The organism is Wujia chipingensis (genome assembly GCF_014337155.1).
Classification (GTDB): domain Bacteria; phylum Bacillota; class Clostridia; order Lachnospirales; family Lachnospiraceae; genus Coprococcus_C; species Coprococcus_C hominis.
The window spans coordinates 349,732-375,000 of the sequence record NZ_CP060632.1; the positions used below are offsets into that span (position 1 = coordinate 349,732).

Annotated in this window: 27 protein-coding genes (1 of these 27 only partly in view); 25 read left to right on the plus strand and 2 right to left on the minus strand. The window is 45.5% G+C overall.

Features of this window, described 5'->3' with window-relative positions; translation table 11 throughout:
* Window positions 1–123: 123 nt before the first annotated feature.
* The 5 genes from H9Q76_RS01620 (at window position 124) to H9Q76_RS01640 (ending at window position 6,319) form a co-directional block, all read left to right on the plus strand.
* Window positions 124–756: an MBL fold metallo-hydrolase gene (locus tag H9Q76_RS01620; protein ID WP_249321423.1), complete on the plus strand. Its 633-nt coding sequence runs from the start codon at window positions 124–126 to the stop codon at window positions 754–756.
* The gene (hemZ, locus tag H9Q76_RS01625; protein ID WP_330594706.1) at window positions 722–2,368 is read left to right on the plus strand and encodes a coproporphyrinogen dehydrogenase HemZ; all 1,647 of its coding nucleotides are present in this window, start codon (window positions 722–724) and stop codon (window positions 2,366–2,368) included. Before H9Q76_RS01620 ends, hemZ begins: the two co-directional genes overlap by 35 nt.
* A gap of 36 nt (window positions 2,369–2,404) precedes the next feature.
* Entirely contained in the window at window positions 2,405–3,667 is a 1,263-nt protein-coding gene (gene hisS / locus H9Q76_RS01630; RefSeq protein ID WP_249321424.1) for a histidine--tRNA ligase, read from the plus strand.
* Between the two features lie 114 nt (window positions 3,668–3,781).
* Window positions 3,782–5,584 carry an aspartate--tRNA ligase gene (aspS, locus tag H9Q76_RS01635; protein ID WP_249321425.1) on the plus strand — a complete coding sequence of 601 codons (1,803 nt, stop codon included), beginning with the start codon at window positions 3,782–3,784 and terminating at the stop codon, window positions 5,582–5,584.
* 57 nt (window positions 5,585–5,641) lie between these two features.
* On the plus strand, window positions 5,642–6,319 hold the full coding sequence (locus H9Q76_RS01640; RefSeq protein ID WP_249321426.1) for an N-acetylmuramoyl-L-alanine amidase: 678 nt from the start codon (window positions 5,642–5,644) through the stop codon (window positions 6,317–6,319).
* Here H9Q76_RS01640 and H9Q76_RS01645 read toward each other — a convergent pair.
* Entirely contained in the window at window positions 6,314–7,030 is a 717-nt protein-coding gene (locus H9Q76_RS01645) for a sensor histidine kinase (RefSeq protein ID WP_196021356.1), read from the minus strand. The genes H9Q76_RS01640 and H9Q76_RS01645 overlap by 6 nt on opposite strands.
* A 142-nt stretch (window positions 7,031–7,172) precedes the next feature.
* Between H9Q76_RS01645 and H9Q76_RS01650 the strand changes: the two genes are divergently transcribed.
* From H9Q76_RS01650 to H9Q76_RS01660, 3 genes are all read left to right on the plus strand, one after another.
* Entirely contained in the window at window positions 7,173–7,592 is a 420-nt protein-coding gene (locus H9Q76_RS01650; RefSeq protein WP_196021354.1) for a hypothetical protein, read from the plus strand.
* 246 nt (window positions 7,593–7,838) lie between these two features.
* Complete coding sequence (locus H9Q76_RS01655; RefSeq protein ID WP_196021352.1) at window positions 7,839–7,985, plus strand: hypothetical protein; 147 nt, start codon at window positions 7,839–7,841, stop codon at window positions 7,983–7,985.
* 101 nt (window positions 7,986–8,086) lie between these two features.
* The gene (locus H9Q76_RS01660; RefSeq protein WP_249321427.1) at window positions 8,087–8,929 is read left to right on the plus strand and encodes an accessory gene regulator B family protein; all 843 of its coding nucleotides are present in this window, start codon (window positions 8,087–8,089) and stop codon (window positions 8,927–8,929) included.
* Between the two features lie 35 nt (window positions 8,930–8,964).
* Here H9Q76_RS01660 and H9Q76_RS01665 read toward each other — a convergent pair whose 3' ends face one another.
* Window positions 8,965–9,678, minus strand: coding sequence for a LytR/AlgR family response regulator transcription factor (locus tag H9Q76_RS01665; protein WP_188332026.1), 714 nt, complete (start codon window positions 9,676–9,678; stop codon window positions 8,965–8,967).
* 206 nt (window positions 9,679–9,884) lie between these two features.
* Here H9Q76_RS01665 and H9Q76_RS01670 point away from each other — a divergent pair, with 206 nt between their 5' ends.
* The 17 genes from H9Q76_RS01670 to H9Q76_RS01750 form a co-directional block, all read left to right on the plus strand.
* Window positions 9,885–10,076 carry a YjfB family protein gene (locus H9Q76_RS01670; protein ID WP_021986106.1) on the plus strand — a complete coding sequence of 64 codons (192 nt, stop codon included), beginning with the start codon at window positions 9,885–9,887 and terminating at the stop codon, window positions 10,074–10,076.
* 160 nt (window positions 10,077–10,236) lie between these two features.
* Entirely contained in the window at window positions 10,237–11,412 is a 1,176-nt protein-coding gene (locus tag H9Q76_RS01675) for a sugar transporter (protein ID WP_249321428.1), read from the plus strand.
* Window positions 11,413–11,527: 115 nt separating this feature from the next.
* The gene (locus H9Q76_RS01680) at window positions 11,528–11,722 is read left to right on the plus strand and encodes a hypothetical protein (protein WP_249321429.1); all 195 of its coding nucleotides are present in this window, start codon (window positions 11,528–11,530) and stop codon (window positions 11,720–11,722) included.
* A 319-nt stretch (window positions 11,723–12,041) separates the two neighbouring features.
* Window positions 12,042–13,052 carry an Rpn family recombination-promoting nuclease/putative transposase gene (locus tag H9Q76_RS01685; protein ID WP_249321431.1) on the plus strand — a complete coding sequence of 337 codons (1,011 nt, stop codon included), beginning with the start codon at window positions 12,042–12,044 and terminating at the stop codon, window positions 13,050–13,052.
* Window positions 13,053–13,363: 311 nt separating this feature from the next.
* Window positions 13,364–14,674: a C40 family peptidase gene (locus tag H9Q76_RS01690; protein WP_249321432.1), complete on the plus strand. Its 1,311-nt coding sequence runs from the start codon at window positions 13,364–13,366 to the stop codon at window positions 14,672–14,674.
* 221 nt (window positions 14,675–14,895) lie between these two features.
* The gene (gene hpf, locus H9Q76_RS01695) at window positions 14,896–15,423 is read left to right on the plus strand and encodes a ribosome hibernation-promoting factor, HPF/YfiA family (RefSeq protein ID WP_021986112.1); all 528 of its coding nucleotides are present in this window, start codon (window positions 14,896–14,898) and stop codon (window positions 15,421–15,423) included.
* 194 nt (window positions 15,424–15,617) lie between these two features.
* Window positions 15,618–18,191, plus strand: a complete 2,574-nt coding sequence (secA, locus tag H9Q76_RS01700) for a preprotein translocase subunit SecA (protein WP_118374617.1) — start codon at window positions 15,618–15,620, stop codon at window positions 18,189–18,191.
* A 30-nt stretch (window positions 18,192–18,221) separates the two neighbouring features.
* A protein-coding gene (gene prfB / locus H9Q76_RS01705) for a peptide chain release factor 2 (RefSeq protein ID WP_117780505.1) occupies window positions 18,222–19,341 on the plus strand; the annotation gives its coding sequence in 2 pieces (ribosomal slippage) (window positions 18,222–18,296 and window positions 18,298–19,341; 1,119 coding nt in all).
* A 29-nt stretch (window positions 19,342–19,370) separates the two neighbouring features.
* Window positions 19,371–19,856: a chemotaxis protein CheW gene (locus tag H9Q76_RS01710; RefSeq protein WP_182432432.1), complete on the plus strand. Its 486-nt coding sequence runs from the start codon at window positions 19,371–19,373 to the stop codon at window positions 19,854–19,856.
* Window positions 19,853–21,064, plus strand: coding sequence for a homoserine dehydrogenase (locus tag H9Q76_RS01715; RefSeq protein WP_118734951.1), 1,212 nt, complete (start codon window positions 19,853–19,855; stop codon window positions 21,062–21,064). The genes H9Q76_RS01710 and H9Q76_RS01715 overlap by 4 nt, the downstream gene beginning before the upstream one ends.
* Window positions 21,065–21,162: 98 nt before the next feature.
* Entirely contained in the window at window positions 21,163–21,645 is a 483-nt protein-coding gene (locus tag H9Q76_RS01720) for a deoxycytidylate deaminase (RefSeq protein ID WP_118734952.1), read from the plus strand.
* A gap of 20 nt (window positions 21,646–21,665) precedes the next feature.
* On the plus strand, window positions 21,666–22,205 hold the full coding sequence (locus H9Q76_RS01725; protein WP_118545585.1) for a YcxB family protein: 540 nt from the start codon (window positions 21,666–21,668) through the stop codon (window positions 22,203–22,205).
* Window positions 22,189–22,632: a tRNA (adenosine(37)-N6)-threonylcarbamoyltransferase complex ATPase subunit type 1 TsaE gene (tsaE, locus tag H9Q76_RS01730; RefSeq protein ID WP_330594709.1), complete on the plus strand. Its 444-nt coding sequence runs from the start codon at window positions 22,189–22,191 to the stop codon at window positions 22,630–22,632. Before H9Q76_RS01725 ends, tsaE begins: the two co-directional genes overlap by 17 nt.
* Window positions 22,629–23,345, plus strand: coding sequence for a tRNA (adenosine(37)-N6)-threonylcarbamoyltransferase complex dimerization subunit type 1 TsaB (tsaB, locus tag H9Q76_RS01735; RefSeq protein ID WP_249321434.1), 717 nt, complete (start codon window positions 22,629–22,631; stop codon window positions 23,343–23,345). Before tsaE ends, tsaB begins: the two co-directional genes overlap by 4 nt.
* A gap of 3 nt (window positions 23,346–23,348) precedes the next feature.
* Window positions 23,349–23,864, plus strand: coding sequence for a ribosomal protein S18-alanine N-acetyltransferase (gene rimI / locus H9Q76_RS01740; RefSeq protein ID WP_249321436.1), 516 nt, complete (start codon window positions 23,349–23,351; stop codon window positions 23,862–23,864).
* A gap of 1 nt (window position 23,865) precedes the next feature.
* Window positions 23,866–24,777, plus strand: coding sequence for a ribonuclease Z (locus H9Q76_RS01745; RefSeq protein WP_227573167.1), 912 nt, complete (start codon window positions 23,866–23,868; stop codon window positions 24,775–24,777).
* A 6-nt stretch (window positions 24,778–24,783) separates the two neighbouring features.
* On the plus strand, window positions 24,784–25,269 hold the 5' portion of the coding sequence (locus H9Q76_RS01750; RefSeq protein ID WP_021986124.1) for a DUF6715 family protein. 123 nt of this gene lie beyond the right edge of the window; only the first 486 of its 609 coding nucleotides appear in the window; its start codon is at window positions 24,784–24,786; its stop codon lies off the right edge, out of view.

The window sequence follows — 25,269 nt, forward strand, 5'->3', positions numbered from 1 at the left end:
GCCGCTCATTAAGTACCAGCGTGCTTCAACGGTCTGCATATGAATTGGTAGATTGTGTCCAACTCTATCTACGAATTGGAAAATGATACAATCACAGTGGCGTCTGACCTTGAAAGGAGTTTTATGGGAAAGATTGAGATAACAAAGAAAGTGCTCGGTATCTGTGCGACGAATTGTTATACAATGGGAGATACAGATACACGGGAAGCGGTGATTATTGACCCCGGAGATAGAGCAGATATTTTGATAAAGGACTGGAAAGACCGAAACTGGCATCCGCAGGCGGTGCTGCTTACGCATGGTCATTTCGACCATATCGGGGCACTGGCTGGCGTGAAGAAGGAGTACCCGGATATTAAGGTGTATGCGGCAGCAGAGGAGAAGGAAGTCATGGAGAGTCCGGCTCTGAATCTGTCATCGTCATTCGGCGCAGCATTTACGGCGCAGGCGGATATCTATCTGGAGGATGGCGCCGAGATCGAGGTACTTGGACGGAAATGTAAGTGCCTGTTAGTACCGGGACATACGAAGGGCGGCATGTGCTATTATTTCCCGGAGGAGCATGTTGTCTTTACCGGGGATACGCTGTTTTGCTACAGTGTCGGAAGAACGGACTTCCCGACGGGTGATGCGAAGGCTCTGGAAGATGCCATCCGTGAGAAATTATTTGTGCTGCCAGATGAGACACTTGTGCTTCCGGGACATGATGCACAGACAATGATTGGAAAGGAAAAGACGGGCAATCCGTATTTCTAAGATGATACTGCTAGACCAGAATAACCAATTATATAACAACGACCTGCGGGCAATGATCATGGCGTTTTATCCGGGAGTAAAGATCGTCGAGGACGCGGGCTTGTCCGACGATTTTGATCTGCGGCTCCTGATCCGATATGAGGAAGCTTTTACGATTCTCACTGTGTGCAAGCATGGACATGAGTGCGACAAGCCGGATGATCTGCAGGAGGTGCCAGAGCTTCCGGCGTATAAGGATAAGCTGTTGATATCCACCTGTGGACTGCGGGCGAAGATTCTTGTTGATTACCGGAATAAGCCAGAATTCCGGAATGTGTTGAAAATGGCGTCTTACCGGCTGCTTGGACAGTTTGCAGACCGGAGACTTCCGTGGGGCGACCTGACGGGAGTACGTCCGACGAAGATCGCGATGACGAGGCTTCTGGAGTATCTGGCGGAACAGACAGATGAAGCTGGCATGAACGGACATGATGCCGAGGAGCATGCAGATCGGACACATGAAAAACAGCAGGAAATACACGATAGAATCGTACAATATTACCGCGATATCTACGACACAAGCGTGCAGAAAGCAGAGCTTGCAACGACGGTGGCAGAAAACGAGCATCGTCTGGTGAAGGGAATTGATCTCGACAACGACTATTGTCTGTATGTCGGGATTCCGTTTTGCCCAAGCCGGTGTCTGTATTGTTCCTTCACATCGTATCCGATTGGGATTTATGCGGAGAAAGCAAAGACCTATATTGATACGCTCTGTAAGGAGTTAGCCTATGTGGCAGAACAGTATAAGCACAAACGGTTAGTGGCAATCTACATTGGCGGCGGAACGCCGACGTCGATCTCGCATGAGCTGCTTGCAGTACTATTGAAGCAGATTCAAACCGTATTCCGGTTACAGGAACCGGAGGTTGCGGATGGGCTTGTGGAGTTTACCGTGGAGGCAGGACGCCCGGACAGCATCACACCGGAGAAGCTTGCGGTGATGAAGGGATATGGCGTGACGCGTATCAGCATCAATCCGCAGACGATGAACGACGAGACACTGCGGACGATCGGCCGTGCACACAATGCGGCTCAGGTGAAGGAAGCATTTGCGATGGCAAGGCAGGCGGGCTTTGATAACATCAACATGGATCTGATTGCGGGACTTCCGGGAGAAGACTTACACGCGATGAAACATACGTTAGAAGAAATCCGGGCATTGGCACCGGAGAGCCTGACGGTACATTCCCTGGCAATCAAGCGTGCAGCGAATCTGAACCAGCAGATGGATGATTACAAATCCACAATCCATCATGACATGGATGCGATGCATACGGCGGCACAGGAGACGGCACAGACACTTGGCATGGAGCCATATTATCTGTACCGGCAGAAGAATATCGGTGGTAATCTGGAAAATGTCGGATATGCGAAGCCGGGCTGCGAATGCTTATATAATATTTTGATTATGGAAGAGATGACAGATATCATTGCGGCGGGCGCAGGTGCGTCGACGAAGCTTGTCTATCATGCAGAAAATCGTGTGGAGCGGGTAGAAAACTGCAAATCTGTCGATGATTATATCAACCGTTTTGATGAAATGCTTGACCGAAAGCGCAAAGCGTTTTAAAATCGAACGAGAATGAATACAAGCGGGAGGAAAAAGATGGCAATGAAGAAGAAGCCGGTAACCGGCATGAAAGATATATTACCAAAGGAGATGGCAATCCGTGATTACTGCATCGCTTTAATCAAGGATACCTATAAGACATTTGGATTTAATTCGATGGAGACACCTTGTGTCGAGCACATCGAGAACCTGAACAGCAAGCAGGGCGGCGAGAATGAGAAGCTTATCTTCAAGATCTTGAAGCGTGGTGAGAAGCTGAAGATTGGCGAGGCAAAGGAAGAGCTTGACTTAGTTGACGGCGGACTCCGTTATGATCTGACTGTACCGCTTTGCAGATATTATTCGAACAATGCGAACGAACTGCCAAGCCCGTTTAAGGCGTTACAGATGGGAAATGTATGGAGAGCCGACCGCCCGCAGCGAGGCCGTTACAGACAGTTCATGCAGTGCGATATTGATATTTTAGGTGAGCCGACAATCTTAGCAGAGATCGAGCTGATCCTGGCGACAACAACATTGCTTGGCAAGCTGGATTTCAAGAACTTTACGATCCGTATCAATGACCGTCGTATCTTGAAGGCGATGGCTGCTTACAGCGGATTTGCGGAAGCAGATTATGATACCGTATTTATTATCCTCGATAAGATGGATAAGATCGGTTTGGATGGCGTCAAGGAAGAGCTTCTGAAGGAAGGCTATGCCGAGGATGCTGTGACAAAATATCTCGAACTGTTCGAGAAGGTGACAGCCGACATCAGCGGCGTACAGTATCTGAAGGAGACTCTTGGCGCGTTCTTACCGGAAGAGGTTGCTGAGAATTTGAAGACGATCATCGACAGTGTGGAGAGCACGAAGAGTGCGGACTTCAAGATGGCATTTGATCCGACTCTGGTACGTGGTATGTCGTATTATACAGGTCCAATCTTTGAGATCTCAATGGATGAGTATGGCGGATCTGTCGGCGGCGGCGGACGTTACGACGAGATGATCGGCAAATTCACCGGTCAGCCAACACCGGCATGTGGATTCTCCATCGGTTTTGAGCGAATCATCATGCTGCTTCTCGAGCGCGATTTTGAGATACCGGGAAGCAAGAACAAGACCGCATACCTAATCGATAAAAAGATGCCAAGCGACAAGCTGCTTAAGATCTTAGAGCAGGCAAAACAGGCAAGAGCCGAGGGGCAGATCGTGAATATCGCAATCATGAAGAAGAACAAGAAGTTCCAGAAGGATCAGATGATTACAGAGGGCTATACACAGTTCGAAGAGTTCTATGCGGATTCCTTTGAGGGGTAACCATTATTTATGATATGAAAACGCTCCGTAGCTGATGTAGATAATCGCGAACTCAGAACGACAGAGACGGGAGCGGGTATTTATAAATTAACTTAGACACAGGAGGCTATGAAAATGGCAGAGTCAATGCAGGGACTTCACAGAAGTCACAGATGTACAGAAGTAAATAATACGATGATTGGGAATACCGTCACCGTTATGGGATGGGTGCAGAAGAGCCGTAACAAAGGTGGAATCATCTTCGTCGATCTGCGTGATCGAAGCGGTATTCTGCAGGTCATCTTTGAGGAAGCAAACTGTGGTGCGGAGAGCTTCGCAAAGGCTGAGAAGCTTCGTTCCGAGTTTGTCGTTGCAATTACCGGTGAGGTTGCAAAGCGTGGCGGCGCAGTCAATGAGAATCTTGCAACCGGTGATATCGAAGTCATCGCGAAGGATATCCGTATCCTTGCAGAAGCAGATACACCACCGTTCCCAATCGAGGAAAACAGCAAGACGAAGGAAGATCTTCGCCTGAAATACCGTTATCTGGATCTTCGTCGTCCGGACTTACAGAAGAATATCATGATGCGCAGCAAGGTGACAACACTGGTTCGTTCTTTCATGGCAGACGAAGGCTTTATCGAGATCGAGACACCGACACTTTGTAAGTCAACTCCGGAAGGCGCGCGTGATTACCTTGTACCAAGCCGCATACATCCGGGTGAGTTCTATGCATTGCCACAGTCACCACAGATTTACAAGCAGCTTCTGATGTGCTCCGGCTACGACCGTTATTTCCAGATCGCACGTTGCTACCGTGATGAGGATCTGCGTGCCGACAGACAGCCGGAATTCACACAGATCGATATGGAGCTTTCGTTCGTGGATGTCGATGATGTTATCGATGTCAATGAGCGTCTGCTTGCAAAGCTGTTCAAGGAAGTCATCGGCGTGGATGTGCAGCTCCCGATTCAGCGTATGACATACAAAGAGGCGATGGAACGTTTCGGTTCTGATAAGCCGGATCTCCGTTTTGGTATGGAGCTTTGCGATGTGACAGATGTTGTGAAGGATTGTGAATTTGTCGTATTCAAGAATGCGATTGAAGCTGGCGGAAGCGTGCGCGGTATCAATGCTGAGGGTCAGGGTGCAATGCCAAGAAAGAAGATTGATGCACTCGTTGACTTTGCCAAGGGTTATGGCGCAAAGGGACTTGCCTATATTGCAATCCATGAAGATGGAACAATGAAGTCTTCGTTTGCAAAGTTCATGAAGGACGAGGAGATGCAGGCACTTGTTGCGAAGATGAATGGTAAGCCGGGCGATTTACTGCTCTTCGCAGCAGATAAGAGCAAGCTTGTCTATGATGTGCTTGGTGCACTTCGTCTGGAAATCGCAAATCAGCTTGGACTTTTGAAGAAGGACGAATACCGTTTCGTATGGATCACAGAGTTCCCATTGCTTGAGTGGAGCGAGGAGCTTGGCAGATATCAGGCAATGCACCATCCATTTACGATGCCAATGGAAGAGGATCTGCAGTATATCGAGTCTGATCCGGGCAGAGTACGTGCAAAGGCATACGATATCGTATTAAATGGTACAGAGATCGGTGGTGGTTCCGTGCGTATCCACCAGGATGACATTCAGGAAATGATGTTCAAGGCACTTGGATTCACGATGGAGCGTGCATACGACCAGTTCGGATTCCTGTTAAATGCGTTCAAATATGGAGTACCACCACATGCAGGACTTGCATATGGACTTGACCGTCTCGTTATGCTGATGGCACAGGAAGATTCTATTCGTGATGTTATCGCATTCCCGAAGGTAAAGGATGCTTCCTGCCTGATGAGTGAGGCGCCGAATACCGTCGATGCAAAGCAGCTTGAAGAGCTTGGAATCTCGATTGTGAAGCCGGAAGCTGAGACAGAAGAATAAAGCATAATAAGAAGATTACCGCATATGTATAGACTAAGGGAGACCGGAGTTTTGCATATGCGGTTTTTTGATCGGAAAAAAATCAGATTGTTGTTTGGATTTACCGTATTTTTAGTTTTGCTGATTCTGAATTGTGTGATGTATTGTAACAAAGCGGGGATGAAACGGGATTTGGTCGTTGTGATTGATGTCGGACATGGCGGCAATGATCCGGGTAAGATCGGCGTGGATAATGTAAAAGAAAAAGATGTGAATTTGCAGATTGCCCTATGTCTGAAAGCACAGTTACAGGCGCGGGGTGTGAAGGTAATCCTGACGCGCGAGGGGGATGTGTGTCTGGCAACGAATGGTGCGACGAACAAGAAAGTATCTGATATGCATAACCGGGTGAGCTTGATCAATGCGTCCGGCGCGGATTATATGATCAGTATCCACCAGAACAGCTACCCAGAGGCAGAGATTAGCGGACCGCAGGTATTTTATTATGGTTCGTCGGAAATGTCAAAGAAACTGGCGGAAGCGATACAGGCGCAGTTGATCGTCGATTTGCAGCCACCGAAGGAACGGGAGATTAAGACGGGCAATGATCTGTATATCCTGAAAAACAGTCAATGTCCGGGCGTGATCGTAGAGTGTGGATTCCTGAGCAATCCGACAGAATGCGAGAACTTGCAGAATCCACAATATCAGCAGGCGGTTGCGGCAGCAATTGCGCGCGCCATCTGCAAATTATAATTCGACGGTGAAACAGATCCATGTATGTTCATGGAATGTCTCGTTGTCCAGATAGATTTTGCCATTGTAATAATCGACCAATTTTTTCAGATTCGGCAGACCTTGTCCGCGGGAGGTGCGTACTTCTACGGACGTTTTGGTAGAATAGCCACGGACAAACATTTTCTTGCGCAGCTCGGAAGAAATCTCCCCTCCTTCGTTCTTTGTCTGAATTCGGACGTGATCGTTCCGGCTGTCAAGAATCAGCGAGAATGTATGTCCGGGTTCTGTCGCTTCAATCGCATTGTCAATTAGAATACCCAAGATGCGGATCAGATCGTACTCTGGAACCGGCGTGATCAGGGAACGGTTCTTGATCTTGACCGAGATCAGCCTGCCCTTTTGCTCCGCTTCTTTGATCTTACTAAATACAAATCCAGCAACAACCGGAAGATTGATCTTCAAAAGCTCAGATTCATTGAACTCCTCTTCCAGAAATGTTGAATAATTCGCGATCGCGTCACTTAACGAATCATAGTCTTTGTAAGTATATGGCAGCATGCGGATCGCATTCATTTGATTGTTGAAATCATGCTGTTTACCTAAGATGTCAGAGATCAGATCGTGCGCCATTGGTTCATAGGTCTGGTAATCTTTGATATCCTGTTGCTGAATTGTAATTGTGCGTTGCTGGTTTAATACCATGATGTCAGCAAGTAGCAAAATTACCATGAAGGTTACAGTCATTGGTAAGATTGCAATGGCATCGATAGAATCAATTTTTGTAAGAGCTACGGTTACTATGTATAATAATGATACATAAGAAAGAATAAGTTTAAATATTAATTTTCCCTTATTTGCAAAAAGGTATAGTTTGTTAAGAGGTAAGAGGGAAATAAATATTGATATTATAAAAATAACGCAATTACCAACTAACTGGGTTGAAACATCTGATAATGTAAATATTGCAAATGGAAAAATAATCACAGTAATGGCTTCAATTAGTCCACATGTAGCAAAACTTAGGAGAAATGGGAAAATGCATGCAGATACTCTGATGCGCAAAATTATGCTATATGTAATTAATGATATAGGAAAAGCTAGAAACCAACCAAGTACGTTTGGAATAAAAATGAATAGAGCATTATTTATTATTCCACATATAAAAATAAGAGGTAAGAATGGTGAAAGTAAGTCTTTTTTCTTCTTTCCAATTAAGGAACTGATCAAAAGTAATTCGGCTGCTGCCTCAATAATATATGTGCTACTTGAAATTACAAAAGTTTTCATATAGTAAAATATCCCCTTTATTCTATATTACATTATAGGTATTATTTAAATAATATGTCAATTGCTGTTTGTAATAAAGTTTATCTGGTTGAAAAGTATATAATTGTGTAGAAGGATGTTGTCTATTCCCCACGAAATGTCGTTCGTTCCAAATCTATTGCGCATTTATTTTAATCATGTTAAGAATAATATAGAAATTCATTCGGGGATGAATTTCGAAGAATATTCTTTCAGAAGGAGGAGATGTGTGATGAAGGATATGAAGAAAGTAGTTGCTGCACAGTTGGAGGATTTGACAGATGTAATCCTGACTCTTACAGGATGCAAGAACTTGTGGGGAGAGCCGGAGCTTCCTGATTGTATGAGAGTCGAGATGGAATCAGAATCTGAGAACTAGTACATCAACCAAAAACACTTGGGGGTATCCGTTGTGCGGACTTTTGGCGGATATCCCATTTGTTAAAAAGCACATGGAGAACATAAGACAGGGGATGAATTATGAGTATCAATCATAGGATAGGGGAGCATGTGACACGGTATCTCGTGGGACGTGACTATGATGTGGCAGATATGCAGTGTGCAAAAGTATGCTATGCAGTAGAATCAATTGTGGGAGATTTGCAAAAAGATCTTGTTCTATTTGTTATCTTTTCAGTATCTGGATTTTTCCGGGAATTTTTGTTTTGCTTTGTGACGGTCAATCTGGTTCGCCGGTTTCTGGGCGGTATCCATATGAAAACAAATATTGGGTGTACAGTTGCTTCGGTCAGTGTGTACGTGATCGCAGTGGCGGGCGGTGTACATGTCATATTTCCATATCCGGTCGTAGCGGGATTGTTGCTGTTTACGATGTATCTGATGGCGACGATTGCACCATTACCATCGCCAAATCGACCGGTTTACAAGGGAGAACGAAAAAAGAAGATTCAACAAAAAGGCTTGATCGGACTAGGCGTATTGAGTATCTGTACGGTGATTTACCCTGCGTGTTCCACATTCGTTGCATGGATTTTGATTTTACAGATTGTGGAGGTAGGAGTTGTAGTGTTCAGAGAAAATTATTTGAATTATAAGGATATGGATGCGCCGCCGTCGATGTCGGAGGAGGCGGAAAAGCTATTTATGGAATGTACGCGGAATTATGAAGCACGAATGAATGGCTTGCTTCATTATCCGACGGAGTTTCGCTCTATGACGCGAAAAGAACGAACCAGCGCATTTAAGGGCTTTACGGATCAGGAAAAAGATGCAGTGATGAATCTTATGACAGACGAACAGAAGGAACGGTTAGTTCAGGATATCCGTTATCAGGCGGTGCTTGATTTCAGACGTGGGAAATAACTAGCAGGGACTGAAAGTGCTTTGGTAAAATATTTTCAGTCCCTGCTAATTATCTTTTTGACATAATCTTTATATTTACGTCCGACGGGGGTCGAGATATTGTGATTCCCCAGATAGAGAAGCGCGTTGGTCGGATCGTAAGAGTTCACATAATCACTGTTTACAATAAAGCTTCGATGACTTTGGATGAAATTCGGCGGAAGCTGTGCAATCAGTTCTTTCAGACGGATACCGCTTGTGTTGATCACATTGCTTTCCTCATAGATCGTCAGGTTCTTGCCAGCCGCTTCGATATACAGGATCTTTTCTGGAAGAACGCGAAAATAAATACCATTGACATCGCGTAGTTCTATGGGCGTAACGTCCAGAAAACGATTGTGGATCAGCTTGTCGATGGTATATAACAAATCTTCTTTCTTATAGGGCTTTACCAGAAAATCATAACAATTCGTTGCATGTATTGCACGTGGTGCGTCCATGGAATATGCAGTCAGATACAGGATTGGTGTTTTTGCATACCGCTGCATGGAACGAATCTGTGTTCCAAGTGCGATACCGTCCTGCTCGGACTCGTCATCTCCAAGAGAGATATCCAGTAGGAATAGTTGGATTTTGTTTGCGCGCATCAATTGGGTTGCCTGCTGGTAATTGGTTGCTTTTATACAATTCATATGATCGTATTTTTCGAGCAGGATGGATTCGATGCCATCTAACTGTTCCTGATCATCTTCTACTATTAAAACATCCATAAAGGAGCTCCTTTCGCACGACTGTACATTATAAATACGGCGTGATTTGAATGTCAATCTTTTTTTCGATGCTGATGGAAAACTCGGTAAAGAACATGCTAAAAACATACAAAATATGACAGAAGCGTTTGCTTTTTTATAGAAAAAGCGTTATGATATAAACAATATTGGAACGTCTGGATTGGACAAAATTGGAGGGTATATATATGAATATAGCAGCAATCGGAAATTCAAATCTGACGCTGGCAGTCAGTGATACCGGAAGTATGAATGCCATTGATATGGCGATGCTTAAAAAATCACTGGATGCGGTGGAGACAAATGGTGCGATGATTACACAGATGATGGAACAGTCTGTGAATCCAAACATCGGTGCAAACATTGATATCCGTTTATAAATGATATGATAAGTCCTGTATTTTGCGTGCAGGACTTTTTCTTTTGAATTAACGTCAAATAAATGTAAAATATGATAATTCCACATCTTGTTTTTCATATAGCTATCGCGTACAATGCATCTTAGTTTTGTTGATTTTTATTTAAGATAAGAGGTATAAGATGAAGACGAAGATGACGTCCAAAGAGCGGCTTCCGTTGATCGGAATGACTGTCTCGGCATTTATTTTTAACACATCCGAGTTTATGCCAATCGGTCTGCTGACGGATATTGCAAAGAGCTTTTCGATTTCTGAGGCGAAGGCGGGCATGTTGATCACGGTATATTCGTGGATCGTTATGTTGCTTTCCCTGCCGCTCATGCTGCTCGTGAGCAAGATTGATTATAAGAAGTTATTTATGGGAACGGTTGCATTGTTCGGAATCTGTCAGGTGTTGACCGTGTTGTCAAACAGCTACGGCATGCTGATGGCGTCCCGAATCGGTGTAGCCTGTGCACACGCGATTTTCTGGTCAATCGCGTCTCCGATTGCAGTGCGTATGGCGTCAGAAGAACATCAGTCCAAAGCACTCAGTATGGTCGTGACAGGTACTTCGGTTGCGACGATTGCAGGACTTCCGCTTGGAAAAATGATTGGACATTATGCAGGATGGAGAATCGCCTTTTTGATCGTGGCAATCATCACATTCGTTGTTTTGGCATATATGGCATTCCTGTTCCCGAAGATGGAGTGCGGCGAGCCGTTCCGTGTGAAGCAGTTGCCAGAACTATTTAAGAATCGTGCACTTGTCTGCATCTATATTCAGACATTTTTGTTTGTAGTGGGCTATTATACGAGCTATAGTTATATCGATCCGTTCCTGCAGCAGGTCGCACACATGGGAAATAGTACAGTCACCATTACATTGTTTGTGTTTGGTGCCGCAGGATTGCTCGGCAGTCTTCTGTTCTCGAAATTCTATGACAAATACCGGCATGGATTTTTGCGCACGGTGATGATTTCGTTGGCGGTTGAACTGTTATTGCTGCTTCCGGCGGCAGGACAGCCGGGATTTATAATGGCGCTTTGTGCTTTATGGGGCATTACAGTGCTTGTATTTAATGTATCGTTCCAGTCAGAGACGATTCGCTGTACGGATGAACAGTCCTCGTCGGTTGCAATGTCGATTTTTTCCGGTATCTTTAATTTTGGTATCGGCGCAGGCAGCTTCCTTGGTGGAATTGTGTGTGACAAGGGACAGATTGTACATATTGGATTTGTTGGAGCTGCATTTGCGGTAATTTCGGTTCTGTTCTTCCTGGTGTGCATGTCCAAGAATCTGGTAGAGAATAAGTAAGATTGACTGTTCTTTTTTGAAATGAGATATCATGTAAGCGGTTGTATCACAGATACAATCGCTTATTTTATGTGAATATATGGTAGTAAAGCAGCTCAGTAAGGCGGTCGCTCTTATGGGGGATATTGCGCAGGCGCAGTCGGTTGGATGCACGGATACCCAGGTAGCTGGAGGAAATGTATATTCGTTGTTTCAGGTGGACGGCGAATCGACGTTTACTCGTGCAATGGCATGCAGGATGAAAGTACCTTTGAGGATTACTGCCGATATGTTGTACAGTCTGATGGAACCTTGCAGGAGGAGTCACTGATGTCGCGTAAACGGGAACTGAACGAGGACTATTCCGTTTTTTTATTACCGGTAGTATCAACAAAATATTTTTTGCCCTCAACCCCGCATATTTCCTCACTTTTTCTAAATGTTCCAAACTTACGCTTTACATTTCTATAAAACTTATGCTATGGTGGATGTGTTGTCGAGAATCGCTGTTCTGGCGTAGTTCGGTAACAGTCGGAAATACTCTTTTATATATTCATTTCATCTATGAAATTACCCGTTATTTATTTCTGGTAACAGCAGATTGGTTTAGAAACAAGCAGGAGTTTTTTTCTCGTAAAAAGGAGGAGCGTATGGGAGAAGAAAAGAAATTAAACATCCGTATCGGACAGGTCAAGGATGTAAACAACCGGCAGGTATTCAGTAATCATGTACTTTGTGCACAGTTTTTGCGCGACTATGCAGATCTGGACATTTTGAAAAATGTTCAGCCGGAGGATATCGAGGATGTGACAGACAAGTATCAGGCGTACTTGGGAATCGAATTTGAGACGGATACCGTGAAGAAGATTCATTTGCCGGAAATGCAGAAAGATATGCCGCTTTATATGGTTTCCCTTATTGAACATAAAAGTGATGTCGATTATAATGTGTGTATGCAGTTGCTTCGGTATACGGTATGTATCTGGGATGATTATGCAAAGACGATGGAAAAGGCACATCCGGGGATTTCTAAGACGAAGGGATTCCGGTATCCGCCGGTGTTCCCGATTGTGTATTATGAGGGCGCGGGAAAATGGACGGCTGCCATGCACGTAAAAGAGCGGGTATTTATGAATGAGATCTTTGCATCATATATACCGGATTTTACATATCGGCTTGTGAATGTCCACCAGTATACAAATGAAGAGCTGCTGATTCATGAGGATGAAATGTCGCTTTTGATGATGATAAACCGAATCCAGACGCCGCAGGATTTTTCGGACTTCCTCAGATCCAATCAGGAAGAAATCCGCGAGATTATGGAGCGGGCGTCGGAGAATATCGTGCAGATTATTGTAAATTCGCTGTGGGCGTTATTTATGAAGATGCAGGTATCGGTTTCTGAGGCGACAGATTGTTTGAGAAAAATGATCGGAGGCGAGAGCATGGGAAACTGGTTTGAGAATATGGAGCCAATGAACATACAGGAAGAGCGGGCAAAGACGAAGAAGGCTGAGGAAGAACTGGAAGAAAGTGTTAAAGCAATGTTTAAACTGTTAAAGAAGCTGTGCACCACAAAGGAACAGGCGGTTCAGGAATTGATAGAATCCTATGACAAAACCGAGGAGGAAGCACAGAAGCTCGTAGAACAATATTGGTGACAAGTCTATAAGAAATGGCGCAGGATATCCTGCGCCGTTTTCTATATATTGTATTTCTAAATTCAAAAACTCAATATCGTGTATCAAATATTTCAAATTGTTACAAAATGTAACAATTTTATGTGAACCATTGAAAAGAATAAGTTTACAGAAAAAGAAAAAGAAAACTTGTTGGAAATATAGCGAAAATGCGAAGAAAATGTGAATTTTTGAAAAAACATCCAAAAACTGGTTGACAATAATATTACAGGTTGCTATAATGGGCAATGTAATAAGTTGTAACATATTTGTAACAAATTGGAGGTAAGAACATGAAAAGACCATCCGTAAAGTGGTTGGCGGTAGCGGCGGCAGGTTGCATTTTCGCTTCGTCCATGGGTACATACACATATACCGCGTTGGCAGACGAGTTTGTATATACCGATGCTAACGTCAGTATAACATCAATCGTAGATCACTATATTGAAGAAAATGGTGGAGACGTATTTACAGCTGATGCAACTCCAGAGGATGCAACAGCACCGGCTGCAGTTGTTGCAGAGGCAACAGCAACCGACGCAGTAGCAACTGGCGAGATTCAGGAGATTGCAAAGGTAACAGGAGAAATCGCAGAAGTTCCTTCCGAGGAAACAACGGAGGCACCGGCAACGGAAGAGCCAACGACAGAAGCACCTGTACAGGAAGCATCTGAGGCGGCAGCATCACCGGTTATGGATTTCACAGGAAAGGCAATCGTCACAGCATCTGGTTCCGTAAATATTCGTCAGTCTGGTGATGTGAATGCGGCAAAGGTTGGAACGATTGATGCAGGCGGACTTGTAAACATCGTAGAAAAAGGTGACACATGGTCACATATTACATCCGGAAATGTGGATGGCTACATCAGAAACGATCTTCTCGCATTTGGCAGTGATGCGGCAAATTATGCAAGTGCAAACCTGTCAAAGGTTGCAGTTGTAAACACCGCTGCGTTGAAGCTTCGTAAAGAAGCAAGCACAGGCAGCGAGGAAATTACTCTTCTTGCACAGGGAGAATCTTATCCGATCGTAGAGACAGGAGATGCATGGACAAAGATCCAGCTTGACACTGTGACAGGATATGTAAAGAATGAGTACATAACTATTTCTTATAATATGCCAACAGCAAAGGCAGTAAGTGCACCGGCACAGGATACAACGACAACGGAAGCACCAACAACGGAAGCTCCTACGACAGAGGCTCCTACAACAGAAGCACCGGTGACAGAAGCTCCAACCTCAGATCTTGGACAGCAGATTGCAAACTTTGCATGTCAGTTCGTTGGAAACCCATATGTATGGGGCGGTACAAGCTTGACAAACGGAGCGGATTGTTCCGGATTCGTACAGAGTGTATATAAGAACTTTGGATATTCGCTTCCTCGTACATGTACACCACAGAGTAATGCAGGTACAGCAGTCAGCCTTGCAGCATTGGCACCTGGTGATCTGGTATTCTACGATCACGGTACAGGTTCCTGTGAGCACGTAGGTATCTATATTGGAAGTGGACAGATCGTACATGCAAGCAGCAGCCGTACAGGAATCAAGATCTCAAATGTAAATTACAGTACACCATTTAAGGCTTGCAGAATTGTAAATTAGGAAATTAGTAATACTTTCTATAATGTGTTTGAAAGGGCATTTTCGGTAAGAATCGAAGGTGCCCTTTTCCGTTATCAAAAAAATGTGAATTTTTGTATATTTTGACGAAAAATCACTTCCCAAACAGGGGTTGGGTGTGCTATAATACTAAACATAGAAAGTACATGTGCTTCACGCACATTTTTTATTTTCTATAGTTCGACGTAAAGGAGCTGGGGCATATGAATTACATCATAAGTGGAAAGAACATTGAGGTTACAGACGCACTGAAGCAGGCGATTTACGAGAAGCTTGAGAGAATCGAGAAGTTCTTCGGTGAAGACACAGCAGCACAGGTTACACTTTCGGTAGATAAGGACCGTCAGAAGATTGAGGTTACGATCCCGATGAAGGGACATACGATTCGTGCAGAACAGGCGAGCGATAATATGTATGTATCCATCGATTTGGTTGTGGAGATTATCGAACGTCAGGTAACACGCCATAAGAAGCGTATTTTGGACAAGGAACAGAATTCCGGTTATATCAATAACGATTTCTTCGATGTAGAAGGACTTGAGGATGAGGATGTCCAGATTATCCGTAGCAAGAAGGTTGTGTTAGAGCCTATGTATCCGGAGGATGCATGCATCCAGATGGATCTGCTTGGACATAATTTCTTCGTATTCCGTAACGCAGAGACAGACAAGGTAAATGTAGTCTACAAGCGTAGAGGCAATACATTCGGATTGATCGAGCCAGAATTTTAACAGTTTCAGTTATGTATAGAGGGTTATGAAAAAACGGTATCCCGGAGACGAAGGTCTCCGGGATATTTGTTATTATAGGATATTTTCTATATGGGAATGGTATTTCTGACATGGAAACTTCTTGCGTTACCTACCATTTAATGTTATATTACAAGTTGTGGTATTAGAATGAGTTACGCTCAGGGAGGTAAGAAATGAGCTTATTTGAAAAAGTGTTTGGAACACATAGCGATAAAGAGCTAAAGAAAATATATCCGATTGTAGATAAGATCGAAGCGCTGGATTCAACCATGCAGGCGTTAAGTGATGAAGAGCTGAAGGCAAAGACTCCGGAATTCAAGGAACGTCTTGAAAAGGGCGAGACACTGGATGATCTGCTTCCAGAAGCATTTGCCGTTGTCCGTGAGGCAGCAGACCGTGTTCTTCATATGAAGCATTACCGCGTGCAGCTGATCGGTGGTATCCTGCTGCATCAGGGACGTATCCCGGAGATGCGTACTGGTGAAGGTAAGACATTGGTTTCTACACTTCCTGCATATTTGAATGCACTCGAAGGAAAGGGTGTTCATATCGTAACTGTCAACGACTATCTGGCAAAGCGTGATGCCGAGTGGATGGGACAGGTACACGAATTCCTCGGACTGACGGTAGGTGTGATCTTAAACAGTGATAAAAACGATGCAAGACGTGCCGCTTATAACTGCGACATTACATATGTTACAAATAACGAGCTTGGTTTCGATTACCTGCGTGACAATATGGTTATTTACAAGGAGCAGCTTGTACAGCGTGATCTACATTATGCGATCGTCGATGAGGTCGATTCCGTACTCATTGATGAGGCGCGTACTCCATTGATCATTTCCGGACAGAGCGGAAAGTCTACCGATCTGTACAAGATGTGCGATTATCTGGCGCGCCGTATGAAGCGTGGTACTGCTTCGATGGAAATCAGTAAGCTCGATGCCATCATGGGTACAGAGATCGAGGAAGATGGAGATTACTTAGTTGATGAGAAGGACAAGCAGGTTGTACTGACTGCACAGGGTGTCAAGGAAGTTGAGCAGTTCTTCCATATCGACAACTTCTCAGATGCAGATAATATTGATATCCAGCACAACATGATCATGGCATTGCGTGCACATGCGCTCATGTTCCGTGATAAAGATTACGTTGTTAAGGATGACGAGGTTTTGATCGTCGATGAGTTTACCGGACGTATCATGCCGGGACGTCGCTTCTCAGACGGTCTGCATCAGGCGATTGAGGCAAAGGAAAACGTAAAGGTAAAACGTGAGAGCCGTACACTGGCAACGATTACTTTCCAGAACTTCTTCAACAAATATAAGAAGAAGGCAGGTATGACAGGTACTGCTTTGACAGAGGAAGAAGAGTTCCGTGAGATCTACGGCATGGACGTTGTCGTTGTTCCGACAAACCTGCCGGTACAGCGTATTGATCATCACGATTCTATATTTAAGACAAAGAAAGAAAAACTGAATGCAATTGTACAGGCGGTTGTGGAAGCACATGACAAGGGACAGCCGGTACTGGTTGGTACAATCACGATTGATGCATCCGAGGAACTGAGCCGCATGCTCACAAAGCGTGGCATCCAGCACAAGGTATTGAATGCGAAGTTCCATGAGTTAGAGGCTGAGATCGTTGCCGATGCCGGACAGCGTGGTGCAGTTACGATCGCAACCAACATGGCTGGCCGTGGTACCGATATCAAGCTTGGCGAGGGCGTGGCAGAACTCGGTGGTCTGAAGATCATCGGCACAGAGCGTCATGAGTCCCGTCGAATTGATAACCAGCTGCGTGGTCGTGCCGGACGTCAGGGCGATCCGGGTGAATCCAAGTTCTATCTGTCTCTGGACGACGATCTGATGCGTCTGTTCGGTTCCGAGAAGGTAAAGGCAGTTTACGATGCATTGAAGATTCCAGAGGGCGAGGAGATCCAGCATAAGACAATCTCCAAGTTCGTAGAGAAAGCGCAGATGAAGATTGAGAGTAACAACTTTGCAATCCGTAAGAATCTGATGGAATACGATCAGGTCAACAATGACCAGCGTGAAGTTATCTACGCAGAGCGTCGCCGTGTACTGGATGGCGAGAATATGCGTGATGTTATCTTCAAGTTTATTCAGGATACGGTTGAGAGTTATATTGATAAGACGTGTTCCGCTGATCTTGCTCCAAGTGAGTGGCAGATTGGCGAGCTGAACCAGCTTCTGATTCCGATCATTCCGATGGAGCCAATCGAGCTGACAGAGGAAGAAAAGAAGTCTGGCAAGCTGGATAAGTTTAAGCAGAGAATCAAGGAAGAAGCGGCTAAGGTATATGAAGCGAAGGAAGCGGAGTTCCCAGAGCCAGAGCATTTCCGTGAGATCGAGCGTGTCGTACTGCTGAAGGTCATCGATAAGAAATGGATGGCGCATTTGGACGACATGACACAGCTTCGTCAGGGTATTACCCTGCAGGCATACGGCAGCAAGGACCCGGTTGTTGAGTACAAGTTTGCTGGTTTCGATATGTTCAATGAGATGACAGCATCCATCCGTGAGGATACGGTTCGTATGCTGCTCCATGTGAAGATCGAGCAGAAGGTAGAACGTGAAGAGGTTGCGAAGGTAACCGGAACGAACAAGGATGATTCCGTAAAGAAAGGACCAGTCCGCCGCGAGAGCGCAAAGATTGGCCGTAACGATCCATGTCCTTGCGGCAGCGGTAAGAAATACAAGATGTGTTGCGGCAGAAACTTATAATTTGATTAATTTTGAGAGGTGGTGACGGAAGTGATAGAGTTAGATCAGTTTCGCTTTACTCTGAATGAATATAAAACTCCACTTGCGGAAGTGAGGGATTCACTTTGACATCGCTGGCAAACAGTTACGCATTAGGCAGTTAGAGCCGATGCTGGAACAGCCGGGGTTCTGGGATGATGTAGAACATAGTCAGCAGGTAATGAAGGAATTAAAGAATCTGAAAGATACAATCGAGGAATTTGAAACGCTTTCGAACCAGTATGAAGATATTGGGACTTTGATTGAGATGGCAGAAGAAGAAAATGATGCGAGCCTTGTCGAAGAGATTGGAAATGAGCTTGCGTCGTTTGAAGAGAAATTCGAAGAGTTCCGTATTGATACGTTACTTTCAGAGGAATATGATGCGAATAACGCGATCGTGACGATTCACGCGGGTGTTGGTGGCACGGAAGCGTGCGATTGGGCACAGATGTTATATCGTATGTATACGCGGTTTGCGGAGAAGAAAGGTTTCTCGGTAGAAGTTCTCGACTATCTGGATGGTGAGGAAGCGGGTATCAAATCCGTAACATTTCAGGTAAATGGGTTGCATGCGTATGGATATCTGAAATCCGAGAAAGGTGTGCACCGTCTGGTTCGTATTTCGCCATTTAATGCGGCAGGCAAGCGGCAGACCAGCTTTGCGGCGGTCGATGTGATGCCGGAACTGGATGATAGCATCCATGTAGAGATCAATCCAGAAGATCTGCGAATCGATACGTATCGTTCAAGCGGTGCCGGTGGACAGCATATCAACAAGACAAGTTCTGCAATCCGTATCACGCATATCCCGACTGGAATTGTGGTACAATGTCAGAATGAGCGATCCCAGCACAGCAACAAGGATACCGCGATGAAGATGCTGACAGCGAAGCTCTTTATGATGAAAGAAGAAGAAAACAAAGCCAAGCTCGCGGGCATTCGTGGAGAAGTGACTGACAATGGCTGGGGAAGTCAGATTCGAAATTATGTTCTGCAGCCGTACACGATGGTGAAGGATGCGCGAACCGGCTTTGAGTGCAGCAACGCACAGGCGGTATTAGATGGCGGCATTGATGGATTTATCAGTGCGTATTTGAAATGGATTAACACGAAGGAAGAGACGGAATAATCCGTCCTACGAAATAAGGAGGAATGTGCATGGCAGTGACGAAGTACATTGTGTTTCGCTTAAATGATCAGAAATACAGCATGAAGCTGACGAAGATCAATGGCATAGAGTATGTGTATCATGTGGTACCCGTGCCGATGGGACCTGCATGCATCAAGGGAATTATTCATCTGAGGAATGAAGTGATTCCGGTGTTCAGTCTGAAACGACTGTTTGGAATGCCGGAGGAGGCAGCAGACACGCAGCTTTTGATCACAGAGACACACGGTATGAAGCTTGCGATTGAGGTGGACACCGTGCTCGGAATTGTAAATGTAGAGGAAGAGGACATTAAACAGATTCCGATGGTTGTACATACAGAGGAGACCGGATATTTAGAGGATGTTGTAAAACTGACGCTGCCGGAATCCAATCAGGAGGAAATCGTGATCAGTATCGCGGTTGACACATTGATGTCCGATCACGAATTCGGACAGATTGAAGACGCATTAGAAAAGGAGATGAGCGGAAAATGATTAACATTGCAGTGCTTGGCTACGGTACGGTAGGTTCCGGAGTCGTGGAGGTAATCAACAAGAATCACGCAAGTATTAATAAGCGTGCCGGACAGGAGGTAAATATCAAGTACGTTCTTGACTTGAGAGATTTCCCCGGAGATCCGGTCGAGAAGGTGCTTGTACATGATTACAGCGTGATTGTAAACGATCCGGAAGTGAAGATTATCGTAGAAGTAATGGGAGGCATTAAGCCGGCGTATGATTTCACGAAGCAGGCATTAGAGGCAGGTAAGAGTGTTTGTACCTCCAACAAAGAGTTGGTTGCAGCACACGGTGCAGAGCTTCTGGCAATCGCAAAGGCAAACAATGTAAACTTCCTGTTTGAGGCAAGCGTTGGCGGTGGTATTCCAATCATTCGTCCGTTGAACCAGTCTCTGACTGCAGATGAGATCACAGAGATTACTGGTATTTTAAATGGTACAACAAACTATATTCTGTCGAAGATGACAGACGAGGGCAAGTCTTTCGAGGAAGTGCTGAAGCGTGCACAGGAGAAGGGCTATGCAGAGCGTAATCCGGAAGCCGACGTGGAAGGCTATGACGCCTGCCGTAAGATTGCAATTCTGACATCCCTTGCATTAGGCAAGCAGGTGGATTATCGGGATATCTATACAGAGGGTATTACGAAGATTACAAAGACAGACATCGAGTATGCAAAGGCGCTGCATGCAAGCATCAAGCTGCTTGGTACAAGCAAATGGGAAGATGACGGCAAGATTTATTCGATGGTTGCACCGTTTATGATCGACAGCGATCATCCGCTCGGACATGTCAATGGCGTATTCAACGGTATTTTCGTGAACGGAAATATGCTTGGCGATACAATGTTCTATGGCAAGGGCGCCGGTAAGCTTCCAACTGCAAGTGCAGTTGTAGCCGATGTCGTTGATGCCGTGAAGCATCAGGGTACAAATATCATGACAATCTGGGAGCAGGATAAGGTGGAACTTGGCGACAGAGCAAACTTCGCATGCCGGTTCTTCGTCCGCGTGGCAGACACAACATCCAAGGAGACAATCGAGAAGGTTTTCGGTGAGGTTGAGTATGTGACACTTGCAGATGTAAGCGGCGAATATGCATTCCTGACAGAAAAACTGACCGAGGGTGCATTTGAGGAGAAGAGCAAGCAGGTTGATATGATTATGCGCATCCGCACTGCATTATAATGAAGTGACAAACAAAAATAAATGTGTTAGAATACAGTTGCATTGCCATGCGGTGATGCAGCTGTTTTCTTATGTGCTCGTAAAGTGAGGTGCGGTTTATGAAACGTAGTGATTATATTACATGGGATCAGTATTTTATGGGGATTGCGATTATGTCTGCGAACCGCAGCAAAGATCCGAATACACAGGTAGGCGCGTGTATCGTGGATCAGGATAATCGAATCTTAACCGTAGGCTATAATGGTATGCCGTCCGGTTGCAACGACGATGAGATGCCGTGGGACCGGGAAGGCGAAGGAATGGCGAGCAAATATTTCTTTGTCTGCCATGCGGAGTTAAATGCGATTTTGAATTACCGTGGTGGCGGTACGTTGCGCGGTTCCCGCTGCTATGTAACCTTGTTCCCGTGCAATGAATGCGCGAAGGCAATCATCCAGTCGGGAATCAAAGAAGTGATCTATATGTCCGATAAATATGCAGATTCGGACAGCACGATGGCATCGAAGAAGATGTTTGAGATGGCGGGTGTCAAATACACCGAGTACGAGAATAAGCACAAGAAGATTGAATTTGAATTATAAAGATCTGACCGGAGGAAATTATGACAGAAGCAAAGACAAAAAGTGTAAATATGACATTTCCGGCATTGTTCAGTTATGTAATGAATACAAACTATCGAAGTATGAGTGGAATTTTAGGATTGGTGCTGAGCTTTGGCGCGATTGTGATGCTTGTGATCGGCTGGAACACGACATCGGGCAGACAGAAAGCGATTTTCATTATCGTGGCGTTGATGTTTACCGTGATCAATCCACTCTCACTTGCATTCAAGACATTTAAGCAGTTGAAGACTAGCCCTTCGTATAAGCAACCGCTCGTCTATACGTTTGGCGATAATGGAATCGGCGTGTCGCAGGGCGAAGAACATATGGATCTCGAGTGGAAGGGCGTGTACCGCCTGCTCATGACGAAATACATGCTTGCCGTCTACACGAACCGGATGCATGCATTTGTAATTCCGCTCGACCAGTTGGGCGATGATAAGGGTAAGATTCTGGCGTCGGTTGTGAATTTTACAGCCGGATACAAGCCGAGAGTCAGCAGAAGTTTGAAGAGGTATCAAAGTGGAAAAGGTATATAAAAGAGAAAGTTTCAGCGCAGAAGAAACCTTTGCAATCGGCAAAGAGCTTGCGGCACAGGCAAAGCCGGGCGAGGTGTATTGTCTGTATGGTGATCTTGGCTGCGGCAAGACGGTGTTCTCGCAGGGTTTTGGTGCAGGACTTGGCGTGAAGGAGCCAATCAGCAGCCCGACATTTACGATATTAAAGGAATATGACGAAGGGCGTATGCCGTTTTACCATTTCGATGTCTACCGGATTGGCAGTGACGATGAGATGGATGAGATCGGCTATTATGAAGCGATTGACGGTGATGGTGTCTGCCTGATCGAGTGGGCGGAACTGATTTACGATATATTGCCGCCGCAATATAAGAAAGTGACGATAAAAAAAGACGTCGAAAAAGGGTTCGACTATCGAACGATTACAGTTGAGGAGATAACAAGATGAGAATCTTAGGTGTTGACAGCTCCGGCATGGTGGCAAGTGTGGCACTTGTCGAGGATGACCTGCTGGTAGCGGAATATTCAGTAAATTATAAGAAGACACATTCGCAGACACTGCTTCCGATGTTGGATGAGATCGTGAAGATGACAGAGTTAGATTTGAATACGATTGATGCGATTGCAGTTGCAGCGGGACCGGGTTCTTTCACAGGACTCCGGATCGGTGCGGCGACGGTGAAGGGACTAGGGCTTGCACTTGAGAAGCCGGTTATCTCGGTACCAACCTGTCACGGGCTTGCGTATAATCTGTGGGGCAACGATAAGCTGATCTGCCCGATCATGGATGCGAGAAGAAGTCAGGTTTATACAGGCATTTATGAATTTGCGAAGGATGGTATGCAGGTGTTTCTGGATCAGTCGGCAATGGACATTCGGGCGCTCGCGGAGAAGTTAAATGCGATGGGACGCGAAGTGATCTTCCTTGGAGATGGCTGTCCGGTTTACGCGTCTGTACTTGCAGAATGCATGCAGGTACCATATGCATTCGCACCGGCACACCTGAACCGTCAGCGTGCGTCAGCGGTTGCAAGTCTTGGCGCAGAGTATTTCAAGCAGGGAAAACAGGAACCTGCAGATGATCTGATTCCGATTTATCTGCGCAAATCGCAGGCAGAGCGGGAACGCGAGGAAAAGCTTGCGGCAGAAGGACAGGCGTAGAAGTTGAAGATTGTTTATTATAACTGTGAAATTGCAGAACAAGCAGTCGATGAGAATCAGAACTCGTGTGTGCTGGCGGCGGGAACGTCGAATGCATATGCACAGCGCGTAGCGCAGATGGAACAAGACTCATTTGACGATGCATGGACAGAAGCGATGGTGGCAGATTCCCTTGCGCAAAGCTACAATCATTTATGGCTTGCAGAGGATGACGCAGGTATACCTTGTGGGTATCTGCTTGCAAATGTACTTGGTGACGAGACGGAATTGCTGCGTATTGCGGTCAACCCGGAATGCCGGAAAGATGGGATTGGACAGCTACTGATGGATGCTTATCTTGCATTTGCACGGATAGATGCTGTGCGCGGTTTGCTGGAAGTACGGCATGGAAATGGTGCGGCAAAGCATTTGTATGAGAAAAATGGATATCATCTGCTTGCCTGCCGGAAGAATTATTATAAGCATCCAGACGAGGATGCAGATATCTATGAGATAGCATTTACAGAAAACGGAGAATAGAATGTTAGAGTTATGTTTGCTTGGAACGGGCGGTATGCTGCCGCTTCCGTACAGAGCGTTGACCTCACTGATGGTGCGGTACAATGGAAGCAGTATCCTGATCGATTGCGGCGAGGGTACACAAAATCAAATACGTTTGCAGGGCTGGAGCTTCAAGCCGATCGATGTGATCTGCATCACACATTTCCATGCGGATCATATCAGTGGACTTCCGGGCATGCTTCTGACGATGGGAAATGCCGAGCGGACAGAGCCCTTGACAATGATCGGACCGAGGGGACTGGAGCACGTGGTCAATTCACTTCGGATCATTGCACCGGAGCTTCCGTTTGAAATCAAATTCATTGAGCTGGAGCAGCCGGAGGAAGTCATTGAGATCTGCGGTTTGCGGATTCAGGCATTCCGTGTGAATCATCGTGTGACCTGTTATGGGTATAATATCGAGCTTGATCGCGCCGGCAAATTCGATGCTGCACGTGCTAGGGCGTTAGGACTTCCGGTACAGTATTGGAGTCTGCTGCAAAAAGGCGAGACAGTTGATTATGAAGGAAATGTCTATACAAGCGATATGGTTATGGGAAGCCCACGGAAGGGTTTGAAAGTCACGTATTGTACTGATACCCGCCCGGTAGATGCAATCGCGGAGTGCGCGAAAGATGCGGACTTATTTATCTGCGAGGGCATGTATGGCGAGGAGGAGAAGCTTTCAAAGGCAAAGGAGCATAAGCACATGATGATGCGGGAGGCTGCGGAGCTTGCGAAGGAAGCACAGGTACATGAAATGTGGCTGACACATTATAGTCCGGCGACGAATCGTCCGAAGGAATTCGAGGCGATGGTACAGTCGATATTTCCACAGGGATATATCGCGAAGGATCGCACAGAAAAGGTTTTGAATTTTGAAGAGGATTGATGCTGTATGGCAAAAAATAAGAAAAAAGAAGTGACAATCAAAGGCATTATCATAGCGGTGCTACTTGTCGTGCTGGTGCTGTGGTACTTCAATCATCTGAGCAACCGTTCTTCGATTCAGCGGAGCACGTCGCAAAAGACCGAAGTGGAAGCACTGATGGAGTATGATATGGCGGCGGAATATCCGAAGACGCCGCGGGATGTGGCGAAGCTGCATAACCGCTATTTTAAGGCGTTTTATGGACAGAAACTGGCAGATGATGAACTGGATGCCATGAATAAAAAGGTGCGGCAGTTATATTGTATGGATCTGCTCGTGGCGAATCCGGAGAGTGACAGTCTGGCGAATCTGCAGAAGGACATCGAGGCAGTAAAGGAACAGGGATATACATACAAGATGTGTGAACTTCCAGAAGCAAGTCAGGTGCAGTATTTCACAAAAGATGGAAAAGATATGGCGTCGCTGGAAGTGTGTATTACGATCAACACCGGA